This window comes from Bombiscardovia apis, assembly GCF_033095945.1.
GTDB classification, from domain to species: Bacteria; Actinomycetota; Actinomycetes; order Actinomycetales; family Bifidobacteriaceae; genus Bombiscardovia; species Bombiscardovia apis.
In genome coordinates this window covers 246,451-263,326 of sequence record NZ_AP026800.1, presented here as the reverse complement: position 1 = coordinate 263,326, position 16,876 = coordinate 246,451, and the positions used below count along the sequence as shown (strand labels likewise).

The 16,876-nt window shown below is 54.1% G+C and carries 10 protein-coding genes and 1 tRNA gene; 2 read left to right on the top strand and 9 right to left on the bottom strand.

What is annotated here, in order from left to right:
- Positions 1 to 4: 4 nt before the first annotated feature.
- The 3 genes from R8377_RS00925 to R8377_RS00915 all read right to left on the bottom strand — a co-directional run bounded on the left by R8377_RS00925 (position 5) and on the right by R8377_RS00915 (position 2,019).
- Positions 5 to 1,234 (bottom strand): type II toxin-antitoxin system HipA family toxin, encoded by a 1,230-nt coding sequence (locus R8377_RS00925; protein ID WP_317643091.1) that lies wholly within the window; start codon positions 1,232 to 1,234, stop codon positions 5 to 7.
- Entirely contained in the window at positions 1,231 to 1,530 is a 300-nt protein-coding gene (locus tag R8377_RS00920) for a helix-turn-helix domain-containing protein (protein WP_317643090.1), read from the bottom strand. Before R8377_RS00920 ends, R8377_RS00925 begins: the two co-directional genes overlap by 4 nt.
- Before the next feature lie 123 nt (positions 1,531 to 1,653).
- Positions 1,654 to 2,019: an XRE family transcriptional regulator gene (locus R8377_RS00915; protein ID WP_317643644.1), complete on the bottom strand. Its 366-nt coding sequence runs from the start codon at positions 2,017 to 2,019 to the stop codon at positions 1,654 to 1,656.
- 598 nt (positions 2,020 to 2,617) lie between these two features.
- On the opposite strand from R8377_RS00915, the gene R8377_RS00910 reads away from it, so the two are divergent.
- Positions 2,618 to 3,562 carry an AEC family transporter gene (locus R8377_RS00910; RefSeq protein ID WP_317643089.1) on the top strand — a complete coding sequence of 315 codons (945 nt, stop codon included), beginning with the start codon at positions 2,618 to 2,620 and terminating at the stop codon, positions 3,560 to 3,562.
- Between the two features lie 55 nt (positions 3,563 to 3,617).
- Here the strand turns inward: R8377_RS00910 and R8377_RS00905 are convergent, their stop codons facing one another.
- The 4 genes from R8377_RS00905 to argS form a co-directional block, all read right to left on the bottom strand.
- On the bottom strand, positions 3,618 to 5,036 hold the full coding sequence (locus R8377_RS00905) for an FtsX-like permease family protein (RefSeq protein WP_317643088.1): 1,419 nt from the start codon (positions 5,034 to 5,036) through the stop codon (positions 3,618 to 3,620).
- Positions 5,033 to 5,935, bottom strand: coding sequence for an ABC transporter ATP-binding protein (locus R8377_RS00900; protein ID WP_425605003.1), 903 nt, complete (start codon positions 5,933 to 5,935; stop codon positions 5,033 to 5,035). The genes R8377_RS00905 and R8377_RS00900 overlap by 4 nt, the downstream gene beginning before the upstream one ends.
- Before the next feature lie 162 nt (positions 5,936 to 6,097).
- On the bottom strand, positions 6,098 to 7,423 hold the full coding sequence (locus tag R8377_RS00895; protein ID WP_317643087.1) for a Maf family nucleotide pyrophosphatase: 1,326 nt from the start codon (positions 7,421 to 7,423) through the stop codon (positions 6,098 to 6,100).
- Between the two features lie 141 nt (positions 7,424 to 7,564).
- A complete protein-coding gene (gene argS / locus R8377_RS00890) occupies positions 7,565 to 9,361 on the bottom strand; it encodes an arginine--tRNA ligase (protein ID WP_317643085.1) in 1,797 nt (598 codons plus the stop codon).
- 610 nt (positions 9,362 to 9,971) lie between these two features.
- On the opposite strand from argS, the gene R8377_RS00885 reads away from it, so the two are divergent.
- Positions 9,972 to 10,970 carry an Abi family protein gene (locus R8377_RS00885; RefSeq protein WP_317643084.1) on the top strand — a complete coding sequence of 333 codons (999 nt, stop codon included), beginning with the start codon at positions 9,972 to 9,974 and terminating at the stop codon, positions 10,968 to 10,970.
- A gap of 163 nt (positions 10,971 to 11,133) precedes the next feature.
- Here R8377_RS00885 and R8377_RS00880 read toward each other — a convergent pair.
- Positions 11,134 to 11,209 (bottom strand) — tRNA-Arg (locus R8377_RS00880).
- Between the two features lie 194 nt (positions 11,210 to 11,403).
- On the bottom strand, positions 11,404 to 16,509 hold the full coding sequence (locus tag R8377_RS00875) for an RCC1 domain-containing protein (RefSeq protein WP_317643083.1): 5,106 nt from the start codon (positions 16,507 to 16,509) through the stop codon (positions 11,404 to 11,406).
- Positions 16,510 to 16,876: the final 367 nt, after the last annotated feature.

Sequence of the window (16,876 nt, the reverse complement as noted above, 5' to 3'; positions counted from 1 at the left end):
TATTTTAATTCATCAAAGAATCAATCTGCTCCTGTGCCAATTGCCAGCGAGAAGCCATAATCTCTTGGGAAGCGGCATCTAAGCGATGCACATGAGCTAAGGGCGTAACTTGGGCGAGCGCAGCGCGTATTTGCGCAAGGTATTGGGCTGCTTGGTCTGCGGTCACTTGGAAGAGAGATAGGGCCTCGGCTTGCATGAACGAAGCTAGGCTAGGGCTGGGATTTCCAAAGAGGGAAAGCTGATGTACCTCTGCCTTGCTGCCTTCGTAAGGTTCTGGATTGAGGTCGAAGGCCGGAGCTAGCTGCCAACTCTTGCCAATGCGTAAGAAACCATGGTTGCGCAAGTGATCGTCTAAGTTGCCGATGACCGAGCCGAACGCTGCTCGAAGCCAGAGCTGGCGAGTGTCAGCACCAATGCTGGCAGCAAAATCTGCGAAGTCTAGCCAGTCGCCACCCTGCCCGTCCGAAGCATCGAGCGCAGTCATTGCAGAAATGTAGGGAATGCGCTGAAGCTGGTTGCTTTGCTCACTTGACGAGCGGTCAAAACGCTGCGTAAGCAAAATAGTTCGCTTGCGACCCGCCTCGTCTGCAATGCTCAGTACACGATGCTGGGGAACGCTTATGCCCGCTTTCTGGGCCAGCTCAAGGGTCACAGCCTCCCAACCAATAACATCCCAGCGGTCGCCTAACGGTTTAGGGAACTTAGCTAGCCAGAGGTTGCCGCCGTCGCGAACACTTGCTTTGGGGCGAGCGCCTCCCAAAGAGCCGGTAGCACGATAAAGGCGTCGCAAAGCTGTTTCACTCACCTCTACCCCTTCTTCAACTGCGTCGGCAGTGTTGAGCAGGCCTGGTAAATCGGTGAGCACGGGTACACCATCGCTGCCAGATAGGGGTTCACCATCCAAGAAGAATCGGTAAGCGCCCTGACGGGTGAGATCATTAACACCAAGCAAGTATTCAATCTCGCTTAGACGGGAGCGACCTAGGGAGCGTTGCAAGAGCTTTCGCCCCCAGCGGTCCGGCGCAGCATCAGAAAACGGACCCAGCTCTTGCAGGGGATATACGCCAAGCGTGAGGGGAATGGCAGGTGCCAGCTCGTATGACAGCGGATTGTTGATATAGGAGGCAGCGTACTGGAAGGAGAGACCGGTTCTGTTGATGTAGAGCTCGCCAGCAAGGACTTCGCTACCGTTGCCTAGGGTGGTACGCACCTCTATTTGGTCAGGCAGACTCATACTTGCTTCCTCACGCGCTGGGGAAGCTGCTGGTTGGCTCGGAGGCGGCCTAGGTCGGTTTGGAGGGGGTCCGCGGCGGCGACCATAGCGTCGGCCATGTGCAAGATGCGGGCTACGGAGAGTAGGGAGTCGGTGCGTACTGCCTTGCCGTGTTCTAAGTTGTGGACGGTTGTGGGGCTCACGCGTGCCCGCTTAGCCACGTCGTCGACGGTCAGGCCCAAGAGTTTGCGCTGCGTAGTGAGCTGCTCCCCCAAGACGCGCAAATCCCGCTTCACCGCAGTAGGCACATATTTCATCTCTTCCCACCTCCTACGAGCCAACCATCAATCCGTAATCACTAGAATACTACAAACAAAATTACTTAATCACCAGTATACTATTGGTTAAGGAAGAGAACAGTATTGGCAAATCACCACCGCCTAGGACCTTTGTAAAGCACTCACTCGTTGAGAACTGATGCCCGTGACTTGCGCCACATCGCGTACAGTAAGTCCTTCCCTACGCAGTAGAGAGACAACTTTTCGAGACACTTTTGAGGCTCGCTCCTGAATAATGCGAGCTTCAGTACGCACCTGTAACATCTCTTCCACAGCTTGCATAGTTTCTTTATCCATAACCGGCAGCACGCGAACTTCCTCGATTTCCTTACCCATTAGCGAAGCAGCATCGCGCACCATATCCTCAACCTGATCAAGCCGTCGAGTCTGAGTAAACAGTCCAGGAATCTCGTCTACTTCAATGGCCCACCAACCGTCATGACGCTCGCACCGTGCCGTTACATCCATCACTTGCAATTCCTCTCTATATAGCGGATTATTCCTTGAGCAGTGTGCTCGTTAATCTCTCGGTGCCTAGGCACCATTGCTAGCGCTTTGCCAACAGTAACCTTGCTGTGATTAGCTCCTTCTTCCCACTGTGTGGTAAGCCCGTTCGCGCGAGCGATTTGAGCGATTCTTTTCTCAAGCCTCTTGCGCCTCATCAGTAAAGCCTATCTGCATTGACTGTGATAGTCAATAGCTGTAGATTATTTAATTCTATCCCTATTGAACGAAATGCTAGGTGGTATTGCAACTCCCTTCGCAATCTCTTACCTCCAAGCAACACAAACGCCAATAGCTGCGTAAATCGGTTCTCGCATAGCCGCTCTCGTTTCAATTCTTTTATTTGTTTTGCGCCCATAACAACCCCTTATATTGATGCCTATACGTCGCGTACTTTCGAAGCTAGCAATGCTGGGGAGTCGAGGGAAAGCTGTGGGGGCAATGTGGTCGAACGTGAAAAATGTGGATAACACGCCTTGGGCTTCCACATGGTGGGATGAGCGGGGGCGGTGGGGGCTGGGCGTGGCATGATGGAGGGGTTGAGCTAAGGGAAGGGGTTGGAATGGCCGGGCTTTTGAGCGCCATGGAGGGGTTCTTTATTATTGGCGTGGTCATCGCGGTGGGCTATGTGGCGGCGCGCTTCCGCGTGGGCGGCCCGACGACTCAGATGGTGCTCAATAAGTACTCTTTCTTCGTTTCCTCGCCCTGCCTCATGTTCGCAATTTTGGCCAAAGAAAACCTAGGCGTTATCGTTCACCCCAGCATTGTTGTGGCCTTCCTTTCGGCGGCAGTAGTGGGCCTCATTTTCATCGCTCTCAACGCCTGCTTTTTCCACATGCGCGCAGCAGATGCCACCATCGGCGTTTTAAATTCACTCTACTTAAACTCCAACAACATCGGCCTGCCCGTTGCCACATACATTTTAGGCAATCCGAGCTTAGTAGCCCCCATTCTCCTCATGCAGCAGGTGCTCTTCACCCCGCTGGGCTTAATCACGTTAGACGCGACGACTTCGGGCCAAGTTTCGCTCAAAAATATAGCCAAGCAGCCTCTGAAACAGCCGCTTCTGATTGGCTCTCTGGCAGGCATCGCCGTCTCTGCGCTCTCCGCCCGCGCCGGTCACTTCATCATGCCCGACTTTATGTTTAAGCCCCTCGACATGATCGGCGCCTCCGCAGTTCCGATGATTTTAATGGCTTTCGGAATGTCCTTACACGGCAGCAAACCCATGCGCGAGAAGACCGACCGGCCGGCAATCATCACCGTAGTCACGCTCAAAAATGTCATCATGCCCATCGCCGCCTTCTTGCTCTCCTACTTCCTCATGGGATTCCGCGGACCGGAGCTCTACGGCTGCGTGGTTCTGGCAGCGCTTCCCACCGGTCAGAACGTTTACAACTACGCGGCCCGCTACGAAGTCGGTATGACCTTCGCCAGAGATGGAATCCTTCTCTCCACCCTCACCTCCCCCATCACGATTGCCCTTATCGCAGCCTTACTCTCGTAAGGAATACAGGGCTCTCGTAGGGCAATCGGAGGGGCAAGCAACCCACAGCAGAGTTTTAATCGTCGGCTCGATAGTTGAGCAAGTTGAGGCTGGCAGCCACCCGATTAGAGGCGAAAGCGCCTATGGACACTAGGCCAAAGCACAGGGCAATTCCCCCTGCGAAAGAGAGCATGGTCTCGGGCTGGGTCATGGCTTGCGAGACGAACGGCATCATCAGCAGGGCCGAGCAGAGGGCAGAAACCACCACAACCACGATCAAGGGCGAGAGCACTTCGATAAAACGCGCCCGGTTCAAAGTCTTCGTATCCATACCTTCTAGAGCCAAAGCGCGGTATTCACCCTCCTGATCGTAGACGTTACCAGCCTGCATAATGCCGCAGGAAACGGCAGCGAGCACGGCGGCGAACGCCAAGGTTAAGAGGCCACCAGTGCCAATATCGTGCCCGTATTGGATAGAGGCAATCTCCTCGGGAGTGCTGCCCGCGGTGACCGGAGCCGAAGCGTAAGCAGTGACCGAAGTGATACCTGCAATGAACACGGCCAGGGCAATGCCGGAGACGTTGCGCCAAGCCCGTTTGGGATTGTCGAGCACGCGGCGCATGGCAATTAAGCTGGCGACACTGCGCGGACGGCGAACCTTGCGGCGAGCGCTGGCAGAAATGACCCAAGGCCCCAACAGATTCAACAAGGCGTAACACAGCATGAAGATTCCAACGATGAAGACAGTCGCGATGACCTGTCCAAGATTTTCTAACAACGATGAACGGAAAGACATCAAGGCGAGCGCAAACGTACCAACCACTAGGAAGAGCCGCCAGACACCGGGCTGCTTTGTTGAGATGCGCGATGAGACTCCCAGAGGCGTAATCGCAACCTTGCGCAGGGCCGAAAGCGAGGCTAGCAGGGCCAAGAGAGCGACACCGAGGGCTGTGAGCGCCAAGGTTGACAGACCTACCCAGAGTTCCGAGAAGCTAAAGTGGCGGCCTTGAAAGTTGAGGAGCATAATGGCGGGCACCAAGGCCAAGTAGCCCAAGATTCCTGCGAGGGCACCGGCCAGGGCTTGGATGGCGGTGTCGAAAGCAGTCAGGCGGACCACTTGGGCAGTGGTGGCACCTGCGAGCCGTAGGGCCGCCAAACGCTCATCCCGGCGGGCGGCGCACAGGCGGGCAGCTGAACCTGCGAGACTGGCGAAGGGCACCAGAAGCAGGAGGCAGGCGAAGAAGGCGAGGGCCACGTAAGCGTTGTTAAAAGTGGTCTCCAAGCTGATTTGCGAACCCTCGGGAGCGCAAGCATTGAAGAGGCAGGCGAAGGAATGATCGGGAGAAGCCCGCCAAACGAAGCCGTGGACTCCGCCCAAGATGGTGAGAAAAATGGCCGTGGCCGCTCCGAACGCAATCACAGCTAGCGCAGTGGTGTGGGAAGAGGTCGAGGATCCGCGACGGTTGAGCATCCGCCAGAGTTGGACCGTGCTCATCGGGCACCTCCTTGGGTTTGTGCGCCCTGATTGTGAGGCTGTTCCTGAGCCGGCGACTGGACCGCTGACTGAACTACTGACTGAGAGGGCATACCCGAATCTGCGCTTACAAACATGCCGTCACGCATGGTGAGGGTGCGCGAGCAATAGGAAGCCACTTGCGGGTCGTGCGTTACAACGATGACCGCAGCACCGGTAGAGCGGGCAGCACCAGTAAGGATGCCCATCACTTCGTGGCCGGTTCTTTGGTCGAGCGCGCCGGTCGGCTCGTCTGCAAAAACTACGCTGGGGCCAATGCTGAGCGCGCGAGCAATAGACACCCGCTGCATCTGCCCGCCAGACATCTCCCCCGGCCGGCTCTGAGCAAGCTGCGCCAAACCAAAGCGGTCCAACCATTGCATCGCTTCTTGAATCGCCTGCCGGTAATCCATACCTCCCAACATGAGCGGCAGGGCCACATTCTCGACCGCAGGCAGCTCGGGGAGCAACTGCCCAGATTGGAAGACGAAACCAAAGTCGGTGCGCCGCAGCTTGGTGCGCTCAGCGTCGCTCAGAGCGCCCAGCTCTTGGCCGCGATAGACCACCTGGCCACTATTGGGGCGAATAATGCCGGCCATGGCATGCAAGAGAGTAGATTTACCAGACCCGGAAGGGCCCATCACTGCTACCGATTCGCCCTGAGCCAGTTGGAAAGACACGTGGCTCAATGCCAACGTATGCACGCTCCCCGCAGCAGCACCGGCATTGAGCGCGGCTGAGTGCGAGGAAACGGAAGGCCCAGCTTGGTAATCCACTACGAGGTTCTGGCAGCTCAGCACCGCTTGAGAGCTTGGCGTAGGGTTGGTCTGATAAGCGTATGGCGCGCCGGTTTGGGCGGCGACTGTTTCTCTTGTGTTCATAGCTCCCAAGGTAGTCAGCGCAAGGGGGGCTAGGGCATCGGGCGGCGGAATGATTCTGCGAGCTCAGGGCAAGGCTGAGCTCATCCTAGGGGATGATTTGGTATTACTCCCTAAGATGGTTCCCACTTCCGCTTAGTCTCAAAAAGCGGAAGTTTACCAACTTTAGCGAACTGGCGGCAAGGCTGCGAGACGGTCGTAGAAGTCGGGCCAGTCGCGGCCGAAAGCGCCCAGAAGTTTTTTGCCAGCCACTTCATCCAGCGGCACCCAAGCCAGCTCTAGGCTTTCGTCGTCGTTCATGTGCGGCTCAACGCGGTGGTCGGACTTTTCGCGGGCGAAAACCGTGGTGTAGGCCCAAGGCCCGTGGTCTTCCACATACGAGCCCACTACGTCGATATCTTGCGGGCGAATGTTGGCCTCTTCGTAAGACTCACGCAGGGCACCTTCCACCGGGCTCTCCCCGTTGGCAATCGCGCCGCCGGGCACACCCCAAGTGCCGCCTTCTGCCGACCATTCGGCCCTGTGTTGGAGCAAGACTTCGCTCACCAAGCCGGTTTGCGCATCTGAGCGAGCCAGCAAGACTCCGGCAGCACCGTTGAGCCCCCAGTGCAAGTGCCCGCAAGCACAGTCAATCCAACCATCGCCGGGCTGGTGAACGTTCTCGGTGGGAGCTTGCGACTGCTTGGGGTTGACCGCCTGAGACCGCTCGCGCTCGGTCTGCGCGTTCCACAAGTCGGCCCACTTGAGCCCCAGTTGCTCTACCAAACCGCGCAAGGTAGGCACGCTCAAACCAATCACGCCACTAGGATCGCCGCCATCCACGCGATCGATAAAAGCCGAGCCCATGCCTTCTAGAGTAAAGGATCCCGCCACTTCCAGCGGTTCGCCGGTGGCCACATACGCTGCCATATCTTCGGCCGTATAGTCGCCGAACACTACTTGCGCCCGGCTGACCGCCTCGACCTGCTGACCGGTAGCCATATCGATCAGGCAGTGCCCGGTCCACAAGGTGCCGCTCTTGCCCCGCACCGCCATCAGCCGCTCCTGCGCAAGCTGCGGGCTGTGGGGCTTGCCGAGCGCCTGACCTTCAAACTCAAATAAAGAATCGCAGCCCACAATGAGAGGCCCGCGACTGGCCGTAGCCATGCCAGACCCAGCACCTATGGCCTCAGCCAAACTACGCTTGGAATGAACGCTGCCGTAGCCCTCTTCCAGGGGGCGCGAGACGATTTCCTGCCCGCTGGCTCGCTCCTCTGTGGCCAACACCTGCGCCAAAACTTCGCGTACAGCCCCCGCCTTGGCCCGCGCTAAAATCGCCACTTGGTCTTGCACTGGCAACGCTTCCTGACTTACTCCTGCCTTGCGAGCAGCATCGGCCAAAGCACGCGGTTCATCCACGCCCGAAGTTCGCACGGTTGGGCGAATGCCAGCCTGAACCAGCAGGCGATGGCGAGAAGGCGACTGCGAAGCAAGAATCACGGGAATAGTCATAGCCCCATTTTCTCCTGCCCCGGCGACTAGCAGTGCGCAACTTGGACCCGAGCGAATCGGGCCCGTTGAGCTTTGTACAGCCGCTGCACACCTAGCGCGTCTTTACCTCTCACACATTCCCATGCATGTATCGGGCAAACGCTACATCTTGTCTGGCGCGCTCACTCCCAGCAGGTTCAGACCATTGGCGATGACTTGCTGCACCGCGTCGTTCAGGCGCAAACGGGCAGCAGCTAGGGCTGGCTCTGGGTTCTTGGCCTTCTCCAGCTCGGCAGTGCGCTCACCGCCCTCGCGGCTCTCCGGGTCGGTCAGCGGCATGGGCACCACGCGCTCAAGGTTGTACCAGCGGTGGTAGGCACCGGCCAGGTCTTCCAAGTAGTGAGCGATACGGTGGGGGCCGCGCTGGTCGGCGGCGGTCTGCACCACGGATGGGTAAAGCGAGAGCTGGGCCAAAATCGCCTCGGCGGGCTCGGAATCAAGCAGACTCAAGTCAGCGAGCGCTGCATCGATACCGGCTGCGGCTGCATTGCGGTCCACATTCTTCGAGCGTGCGTGGGCATATTGCACGTAGTAGACCGGGTTTTCGTTGGTATGCGAGGCCAGCAGGTTCAGGTCAATATCGACGGACTGGTTGTAGTCGGTGCGGGCCAGCGAGTAGCGAGCTGCATCTACGCCCACGGCCTCCACCAAATCATCGATGGTGACGACGTTGCCGGCGCGCTTGGACATACGCACTGCCTTGCCATCCTTCATCACGTTGACCATCTGGCCAATTAGAATCTGCATGTTGACGCCCGGCTCGTCGCCGAAGGCTGCGCACATGGCCATCATGCGGCCAATATAGCCGTGGTGGTCGGCACCCAGCATGTAAATGGCCACGTCTGCCGGGTCAGCCTTGCGGTGGCGCTTGTTGTAGTAGTAAGCGATATCGGCTGCGAAGTAAGCGTAGTTGCCGTCGGACTTGATGACTACGCGGTCCTTGTCGTCGCCGTGCTTGGTGGAGGCGAACCAGGTAGCGCCGTCTTGCTCGAAGAGGTCACCCTTGGAGCGCAGCACTTCGAAGGCCTGGTCCACTTCGCCGTCTTCGTAGAGGCTATTTTCGTGGAACCACACGTCGAAGTTGACGCGGAAATTCTTCATCGATTCGCGAATCTCAGCAAACATCATAGGCACGGCCCGCTTGCGGAATTCCTCGCGCTGGGCCGAATCGCCCTCGCCCAAGTCGTTGCCCTCTTTATCGGCACCGGCAGCAACGCGCGGCAAGCTGAGAATATCGATGCCCTCGGCCTGAGCTTGCTCAATCACACGTTGTGCTATTTCATCGATGTAAGCGCCCTTGTATCCATCTGATGGCGCTTCCTCGCCGTGGGCCGCAGCCACGAGCGACTTAGCAAAGCGGTTAATCTGCTCGCCGTGGTCGTTGAAGTAGTATTCGCTCACCACTTTGGCACCGTTGGCCTTGAGCACGCGGGCCAGCGAGTCGCCGACCGCAGCCCAACGGGTGCCGCCAATGTGAATGGGCCCGGTTGGGTTGGCAGAGACGAACTCAAGATTGAGGGTCTTGCCTGCCATGCGGTCGTTGCTACCGAAGGCGGCACCATTCTCCAGTACGGAGTCCACCACGGCTGCCGAAGCTGCTGCGTCGAGCGTGATATTGATAAAGCCAGGCCCTGCCACTTCCACAGAGGCGATGCCGTGTCCATTGCTCAGCTCGTTGGCTACAGACTGGGCCAAATCGCGTGGATTCATGCCCGCCTTCTTGGCAAGCTGCATGGCGATATTGCTGGACCAATCGCCATGGGCACGATCTTTGGGGCGCATCACCGCCAGCTTCTCAGCCGCCGGTATATCGTCAGCACTCAAGGAGCCAAGCGCGGTCTGCTCGGCCAAGGACTGACAAACGGAAAAAATTTCTAGTGCAAGTGCTTCAGGACTCATACCCCCAGTCTACCCAACCCACTAGCCTCACTTAGCGAGTTTTGCGGTACCAAGGACTTTTAACGCACTATGTATATTCGCGCCCATACGACGATGGTTCCCGAGAACTTTGGGTAGAAAATCAAACTCCGCCCTCAATAAGAAATAAAACAGCGCTCAGGAAGCGACAACAGCCTGCTAGTGACAAGAATTACGTGAAAACACGTTATCCTTCCAAGCGGTTCGCTGTGTCTCTTCAATCTTTAAGTCAATCGCTCGGCTGCTCTCATCCAACAACTGCTGCAAAAGTTCCTTTAACATAGCCACCACCTTCCTTTATTCACAATTTAATTTACGCCACGATATAAACCATGACATTTTTCGTACGCACGCCTGCAATTTGTTTAGATAGACCATATTTCGCAATACGCCAAAACTAGATTAACTATATCCGCGGCGTGTCGTTTTTTTGCCTCTTGAAGCGTTCACTAGTAGTGTGGCTTATACAAAGCAGAGCAGCCCGCTGAATGATTTAACAAAATCATTATTGTGGCTACTCGACACAGGCTGGCAGCATTCTATGCTGCCAGCCTGTGTGTTACTTCCGCTAAGGTTAAGGTTGTATTGAGATATGCTAACCGTTTCAAATCAGATTGACTTCTTAAAAGAAAGAAACGTTGGCTTTGAAGTAATTGACGAAGAAGAGGCGAGCAAGTACCTCACAAATAACACATATTTCTTCAAACTTAAATCTTATTTGAAAAATTACCAAACGGACGCACAGAATAACAGCAAAAAAAGTGAATATATTGAGTCCGAATTTGCCCATCTCCAAGAATTATCAAAACTTGATTATGCACTCAGTCGCCTTGTCCTAGAACTCGCTTCAAATGTGGAACACGCGATGAAAGTACAATTTAATCAACATATTATGAATCCAATTAGCGATATCGATGTTGATGAACTTGCTAATACTCTCCTGAGCAGTAAGACAATTCGTCCTCTCCAGAACCCTTATACAGAATCTCTTTATAATTCGTGTAATCCTAATTTCCATGTCTGGGAATTGTGGGAACTCCTAGGCTTTAACGACCAAATAAATCTATATTCGGCATTCCAGGCAAAAGCTGATATTGGTGACATTGCAACGCGGAATGAGAGGAATAGTCTCTTATTTGTTACACGAATGATACGCAATGCTGCGGCACATGGCAGTTGCTTGCTTGCTAATGTAAGACAAAAAGCTCCTTCTTTAGCCAACAATAAGGGGAGTGATCATCTTATTATGCGTGAAGCAATGCAAATGTGCGAGAAGAAAATATATCAGAAAAACCGCGCAAAAAATTTGCAAATACAATTAGACACTCTTATAGTTCATAATTTTGCTGCTGTCCTTGTTAGTCATCTTCAATTTGTACAAAGTCAAGCCGTTATCGAATACGGCTCTACTAAAGTGGATACCTTTATTACACGAGTGCAAAAGCACCAACAAGGGTATTATGGTCATTCAGGCAATCACCATATAACTCGCAACAAACATATCAATAACACGTTAAACGCGATTATTGAACTTTGCCAAGGATACAAGCAGCAAGCAGCAAAATATAGCCAGATCCCATCAATCCGGTAAATGCAAATGCCCCCCGCTCTCCGGGTTATATGCCAAAACAACTCGTTTTAGCTCCTATAGGTTGCACTGTACCGTACACTTACCGTACACCTTGCCGGTTTTCGCTTTTAATCTTCGACATAAGAAAACCCCTGCAACCGTTGTGGCTGTAGGGGTTTTATACTGGTGGGCTCGAAGGGATTCGAACCCTCGACCTTCTGCTCCGGAGGCAGACGCTCTATCCACTGAGCTACGAGCCCTTGCGAGCTGCCGACGCATTTCGCACCGGCAGGCAACTCTCTTATCTTAGTCCATGCTCAGGTCAACCGATACCACCATGGTGTTCCTCTCTCAACACCACTTACCCCAACGATTGGCTGAGCCACTCCACACTCATACCACCCGTGCGTAGCTCCAAGACCTGAAGCAATTCATAAGCACGACCTCACACGCTTTATCGCATTGCGTGCCGTCCAGCACCCTGCCGTTTGCGCATGATGATATAGCAGCCAGCTAGGCAGCTGCTTGAGGCAATCAGCGTGAGTCCGGCCGTGCGCTTAGCCGGCAGTGCCCCAGCTTTGGTAAGTTTGGCGAAGGTGTAGTACTCGTAACCCTTAGTAATGGTGTACGTTTGCTCTTCGCCTGCCTTGCTCCAGTGTATTTCAACGTCGACTTTGCCGTCGGCGTGCGCTGCGCTGTCTGCTTTCCAGCTGCCGCCGCCGGTGGAGCTAAACCCAGTCACAGCCGTGCCCCCTAGGTTGAAGCCTGTCACGTTGTTGGTGAGTTTGGTTACGGGTGAGGGCTCATTTTTGTTATAGAAAGTGCCGTCGCCGAGTCGACCATCAGCGCTACTGCCCCAGGCATACATGTCACCAGCAGTATTCACAGCTAGGGAGTGGTCGTAGCCGGCAGAAATAGTGGTGAACGTGTTATTGCCTACGCCACTGAGCGGTGTAGGTGAAAGCTGGTCAACGGAATTACCGGTACCCAGCTGCCCGTACCCGTCGTTACCCCAAGCGTACGCACTGCCGGTAGTAGTTAGTGCGAGTGTATGACTCTCTCCCGTGGCTATGCTCGCCGCTTTCGCACTGCCGGGCAGTGTAATTTTAGTGGGTTGTCTACGTGGCGTGGTGTCACCAGTTCCGAGTTGCCCCTTCACGTTAGAGCCCCAAGTGTAGACGTTGTTATCATCGCCGATAGCAGCAGCATAGTCGTGCTGCGCTGCAATCTGTGTGAAGGAAACACCCGGCGGCAGGCTAACGGGCCTGGGATCAGCATGTTCTGTTATGTCCCCGTCCCCCAACCGTCCATTGTTGTTATAACCCCAGGAATACAACTGGCCGTCACTACTTAAAGCAAGACTGAAATACTCACCAGCTGCGATATGCACAAACCTCTTCCCGGCAGGCAGGCTCACTGGGATAGCTGTGTAATAAGTATTAACATTAGTATTGTTCGCAACCTCACCGTAATAATTTACTCCCGTCGCGTACACTTTCCCATCCTGACTCAAAACAAGACTGTGTCTGATACCAGCAGCAACCTCAACAGCTTTCACCCCCGCCGGCAGTATATACTCTTCAGGCTTGGTATTATCACGATTACCGCCGTTAGAAAGCAGTCCGTACCTGTTGGAACCCCACGCATACGCCTTCCCATCACTACCAACAGCCATGGTATAATCCGATTTGGGGCTCGCGGCAATACTAGTAAACGTAACCCCAGCCGGAGTGTGCACGCGCACTGGAGCGCGACGAGTAACGGTAGACTCATCACCCAACTGGTTCGAACTATTATTACCCCACGCATAAATAAGCCCATTAGAACCCAAAGCCACACTATAGTCAGAACCAGCACACACCTGAGTAAACCTAAAACCAGGCTGACCCGGACCAGAAAGCGTCAAATGCGTACCACCAGTAACACGGCCCGCTTGCGGAGTGAGCTTGAACTCAGACACATCCCAACGAGCAGTCAAATTCACACTCGCACGCACGGGCGTGGTGAAATCGAAAGGCTGACCGCTAGCGGTAAACCAGCCAGCAAACTCGTAGCCGGGGCGGATAGGAACAACCGGCCAAGTAGCATGCTTGCCCTGTCCTTCCTCGAAGGTCTGATCCGCGGGCGCATTACCCGGAGCGCCGCCTAAATCGAAGTGGATAGTGAAACTATCGGTGTAATACCAAGACAGGCTTGTGTTGGTTTGTTTCATGCCTGCAATCGTCCAAGATACTGCTACTGAAACGTTGCCAGCAGCGTGAGCGGGACTTGACCCCTTCCACACGCCCGCACTATTAGTACTACCCGTAGCAGCAGTATTGCCGAACTTCGCGTCGGTCACTGCAATAGTGACGAGTTTGCTGGCTGTAGGAGAGTGTTGTTCGGTGTTGCTACCGTTGCCGAGTTGGCTTTCAGCGTTGCTGCCCCACGTGTAGAGGTCGCCTTTCGTGCTGACTGCGAGACTGTGCGAACTACCGGCCCCCACAGAGGCGGGTGTAGCGCCACCGGGCAGGGTTATGCTGATGGGGCTGGTAGCGTTACTGGTTGACCCGTTGCCCAACTGCCCGTTCGCGTTATTGCCCCAAGCGTAGGCTTGTTGACTATCTGTCAACGCTAGTATGTGAGTGCCATGAGCTGCTAACCGTGCGACAGGAGTGCTACCAGCAGGCAAGGCAATCTTTGTAGGAACACCAACACTTGTGGTATTCCCGTTACCTAGCTGGCCTGCACCGTTAGCGCCCCACGTGTAAACGTCGCCAGTACTGCTGATAGCTGCCGAAAAATTGCTTCCAGCACTCATACTGGTAAACACAACCCCGGCAGGCATGGTAACAGAGCGCGGTGCGCCAGTGCTAGCGCCAGCAAAACCGAGCTGGTTACTACCATTGTCGCCCCAAGCCCAAAGCGTGCCATCCTCACTCAACGCTAACGAATGATTATCGCCAGCCGCTACCGCCGTGAAACGGTGACCACCAGGAGCACTAACCGCGACAGGGGTAGTGATCATACCCGTTCTAGGATCATCACTGACTTGGTGATACGCATTAAAACCAGCTGCATACACTTTGCCGTCATCGCCTAAAACAAGCGAGTGACGAGAACCTCCCGCTACCTGCTGAGCACGCACGCCAGCAGGCAACTGGAATACTACCGGATATGTCTTATCCGCAGAACTGCTGTTGCCCAACTGGCCCCAGTTCAAACCCCAAGCATACGCTTTACCGTCAGAGCCAACAGCCAACCCCGTTTTCGAGCTCACAGCGATACTACTAAACGTCACGCCAGCAGGAGTGCGCACCCGCACCGGCATCGTCCTATTAGTATTCGTATTATCACCAAGCTGCCCATACACGTTCTTACCCCACGAGTAAAGATAACCATCCGAACCCAATGCAAGACTGAAATCATCGCCACCAGCAACCTGCGTAAACTTCACATTAGAAGGCCGAGTCTGCTCAATAGACACCGCAGTACCACCAGCCTTAGGACCACGATTCTGCGACATCACAAACTCATACGAATCCCACTTCGCCTTCAACGTCAAACTCGACGTAACAGCCGTACCAAAATCCCAAGGCTCATCGCTCGAAGTAAACCAACCAGCAAAATCGTAGCCGTTGCGACTCGGATTCTCTGGACGAGCCACTGATTCCTTGTACCGTACGTTGCTGTCGGGTATGGTTGGCGAACCTCCGTTCGTATCAAAATGAATAACGAACGTCCTAATCTCCCACTTGGCGTAAAGAGTCATATCGGCATTGACAGGTTCATTAGCCAAATCCCATTGAACCCCTGAAGAAGTGGTCCAATATCGGAAGTCGTAACCATTTTTCGTTGGATTCGGTACCCCCGTTCCGATAGGAGTACCTTTCTCTACCTGGCGCACCGGAATTGCAGTCCCACCATCTGTATTGAACGTAACGTTGACCATAACACGCTGCGACCAAACCGCATAGAAATTCATGTCCGTGTAAGTAACTGTACACGGGAGTGTGACATCAGCTACTGTTGAAGTAGGACTACGCGACCATCCCAAGAACTTATACCCGTTCCTGCTATAAGTGGGGGCGTCAGACTGATTAATTGTACTTTGGTAGACCGCCGTAAATGAGTAATTTCTTCCTGAATTATCATTAGCATGAAATGTTATATTGTATGACCGTATTGACCAGTGTGCGGTTAGAGTAATATCTCCCGTTATTGGATAAGAGGATGCGCCAGTCCACGTTCGCCCTCTATCATCAGTCCAACCTTCAAAATTGTAACCCAACTTATAAATAGGCGGTCCGCTACTCTGAGCATACTCACCATCATGCACATATTGCGTACGTATCGGGCACACTCCGCCGTTGCACTCTACAGTAACTTTCCAGACTCTTACCCAGTTTGCATGCAAAACCATACCCGGATAACCTTTTGCGTGCTGTGTAGGACCATTTTTAGATACCTTGTCACGAAGAAAGTCCCATTTCCGACCGTCATCCGTTAGCCAACCTTCAAAAGAATAACCAGGCCGATACTCTATAAATATGCCACTGCCAGCGACAACGTTAACGCCAACACCAGAAGGCGCGGTTATAAGTGAAGGCCTTAAATCGTCATTGCAGAGATCCCTACTCTGCCACCTTCTGTAATATTCATTTTGAATCGCACTACCAGCCCACTGTCCTCCATTAATATCAAGAGAGCCTGAACAATACCGATACATAATGTCCCAATTAGGGTTTCCTCCTCGAGGCTGTAACCGCTTGCTGTCCATTTGCAATGCGGACCAAGTCTCACGCAGCACGAGGTCTTTCTCAATTTTCCCTGTGTTTATATCCCAGGCCGCACCGCTCTCTGCCTGCGTCCAGGAGAGACTCTTACCCTCTTGGGTAGGAAGCTCGTCATCTGGAGGCATGAACTGGTCCAAAGACTGGTCATCGTCAACATCAATGTCGGGCACGGAAGATGGGGTGGTGCCGTCTTCGGCCACGAAATGCACATGGTGCTTGGCAGCGCGCACATACTGCTTTACCGTACCGGAATAGGTGACTTCAGCATCTTTTGTTTGGACTTTAGCACTGTATGCGAAAGAATATGTTGTGTCTGGCCTTGCCTGTGACCAAACCACGTCTCCCGTGGCTGCATCATATTTGCCGCCGGCCGGGCTAATAGAATCTAAATCAACTTTGGCTCCACGGACTGGTTGCACAGATGAGTCTACTAGACCTGTCTTGAGTCTCACTTCTTGAAGCTGGGCAGGCGCACCGTCGGGCAGTAATATATCGTTGCCCGTAAAACCTCGCTTCTTGTCAGTAGTTAGCTGCGGCAGTAAGGGCGAGATGGGTGTCAGGTCAGCTATGTGATTGCCTGCTAGACGGACCTCGCTCAGCTCACCGAGCCCCTTGAGTGGCGAAATGTCAACGACTTTATTGTCGCTAACATCAAGCGTTTTCAAGTGTTGCAAATGCTCAAGCGGAGACAAATCTGCTATATTCTTATCCCCGGAGAAATTAGCATGAACTAGATTGCGCAGTAAGTTCAAGCCTTCCAACGACGATATAGTAATACCCTGCACATTTAAGTCTTGTATACGGTCGTAGTCTGCATGACTTGCGTGATAAGAGGTGTCATACGTTTTGTCTTGGTCGCCCCGAGTCGCAACGGGCGAGCCAGTTTTCGCTAGCTGAGCTGCTACAGCATCTGCCAGATTGGCGTCAGGAAAGCACTGAGATAGGGGTTCTTTGCCTAATTGGCAGGGAACAGAAGTTTCGTTTGATGCAGACTCGGCATTAGGCCTGGGGGGGGGGGCACGAAAGAATGCCCGCCAAAGTCGCAAGCGTCATCAGCCCAGCAAACAAACGCCAGACAGTACCCCTCAACTTACTCTTATGCAACGCAATAAACCCTTCTAGAACCCAAGCAAGACAAGACAAACCCCGCCA

Excerpts from the sequence above, each read along its gene's own strand:
- R8377_RS00900 (WP_425605003.1), bottom strand. The coding sequence starts at position 5,935 with ATGAACACAAGAGAAACAGTCGCCGCCCAAACCGGCGCGCCATACGCT.
- R8377_RS00910 (WP_317643089.1), top strand. The coding sequence starts at position 2,618 with ATGGCCGGGCTTTTGAGCGCCATGGAGGGGTTCTTTATTATTGGCGTG.
- R8377_RS00905 (WP_317643088.1), bottom strand. The coding sequence starts at position 5,036 with ATGAGCACGGTCCAACTCTGGCGGATGCTCAACCGTCGCGGATCCTCG.
- R8377_RS00895 (WP_317643087.1), bottom strand. The coding sequence starts at position 7,423 with ATGACTATTCCCGTGATTCTTGCTTCGCAGTCGCCTTCTCGCCATCGC.
- R8377_RS00885 (WP_317643084.1), top strand. The coding sequence starts at position 9,972 with ATGCTAACCGTTTCAAATCAGATTGACTTCTTAAAAGAAAGAAACGTT.
- R8377_RS00920 (WP_317643090.1), bottom strand. The coding sequence starts at position 1,530 with ATGAAATATGTGCCTACTGCGGTGAAGCGGGATTTGCGCGTCTTGGGG.
- R8377_RS00915 (WP_317643644.1), bottom strand. The coding sequence starts at position 2,019 with ATGGATGTAACGGCACGGTGCGAGCGTCATGACGGTTGGTGGGCCATT.
- argS (WP_317643085.1), bottom strand. The coding sequence starts at position 9,361 with ATGAGTCCTGAAGCACTTGCACTAGAAATTTTTTCCGTTTGTCAGTCC.
- R8377_RS00925 (WP_317643091.1), bottom strand. The coding sequence starts at position 1,234 with ATGAGTCTGCCTGACCAAATAGAGGTGCGTACCACCCTAGGCAACGGT.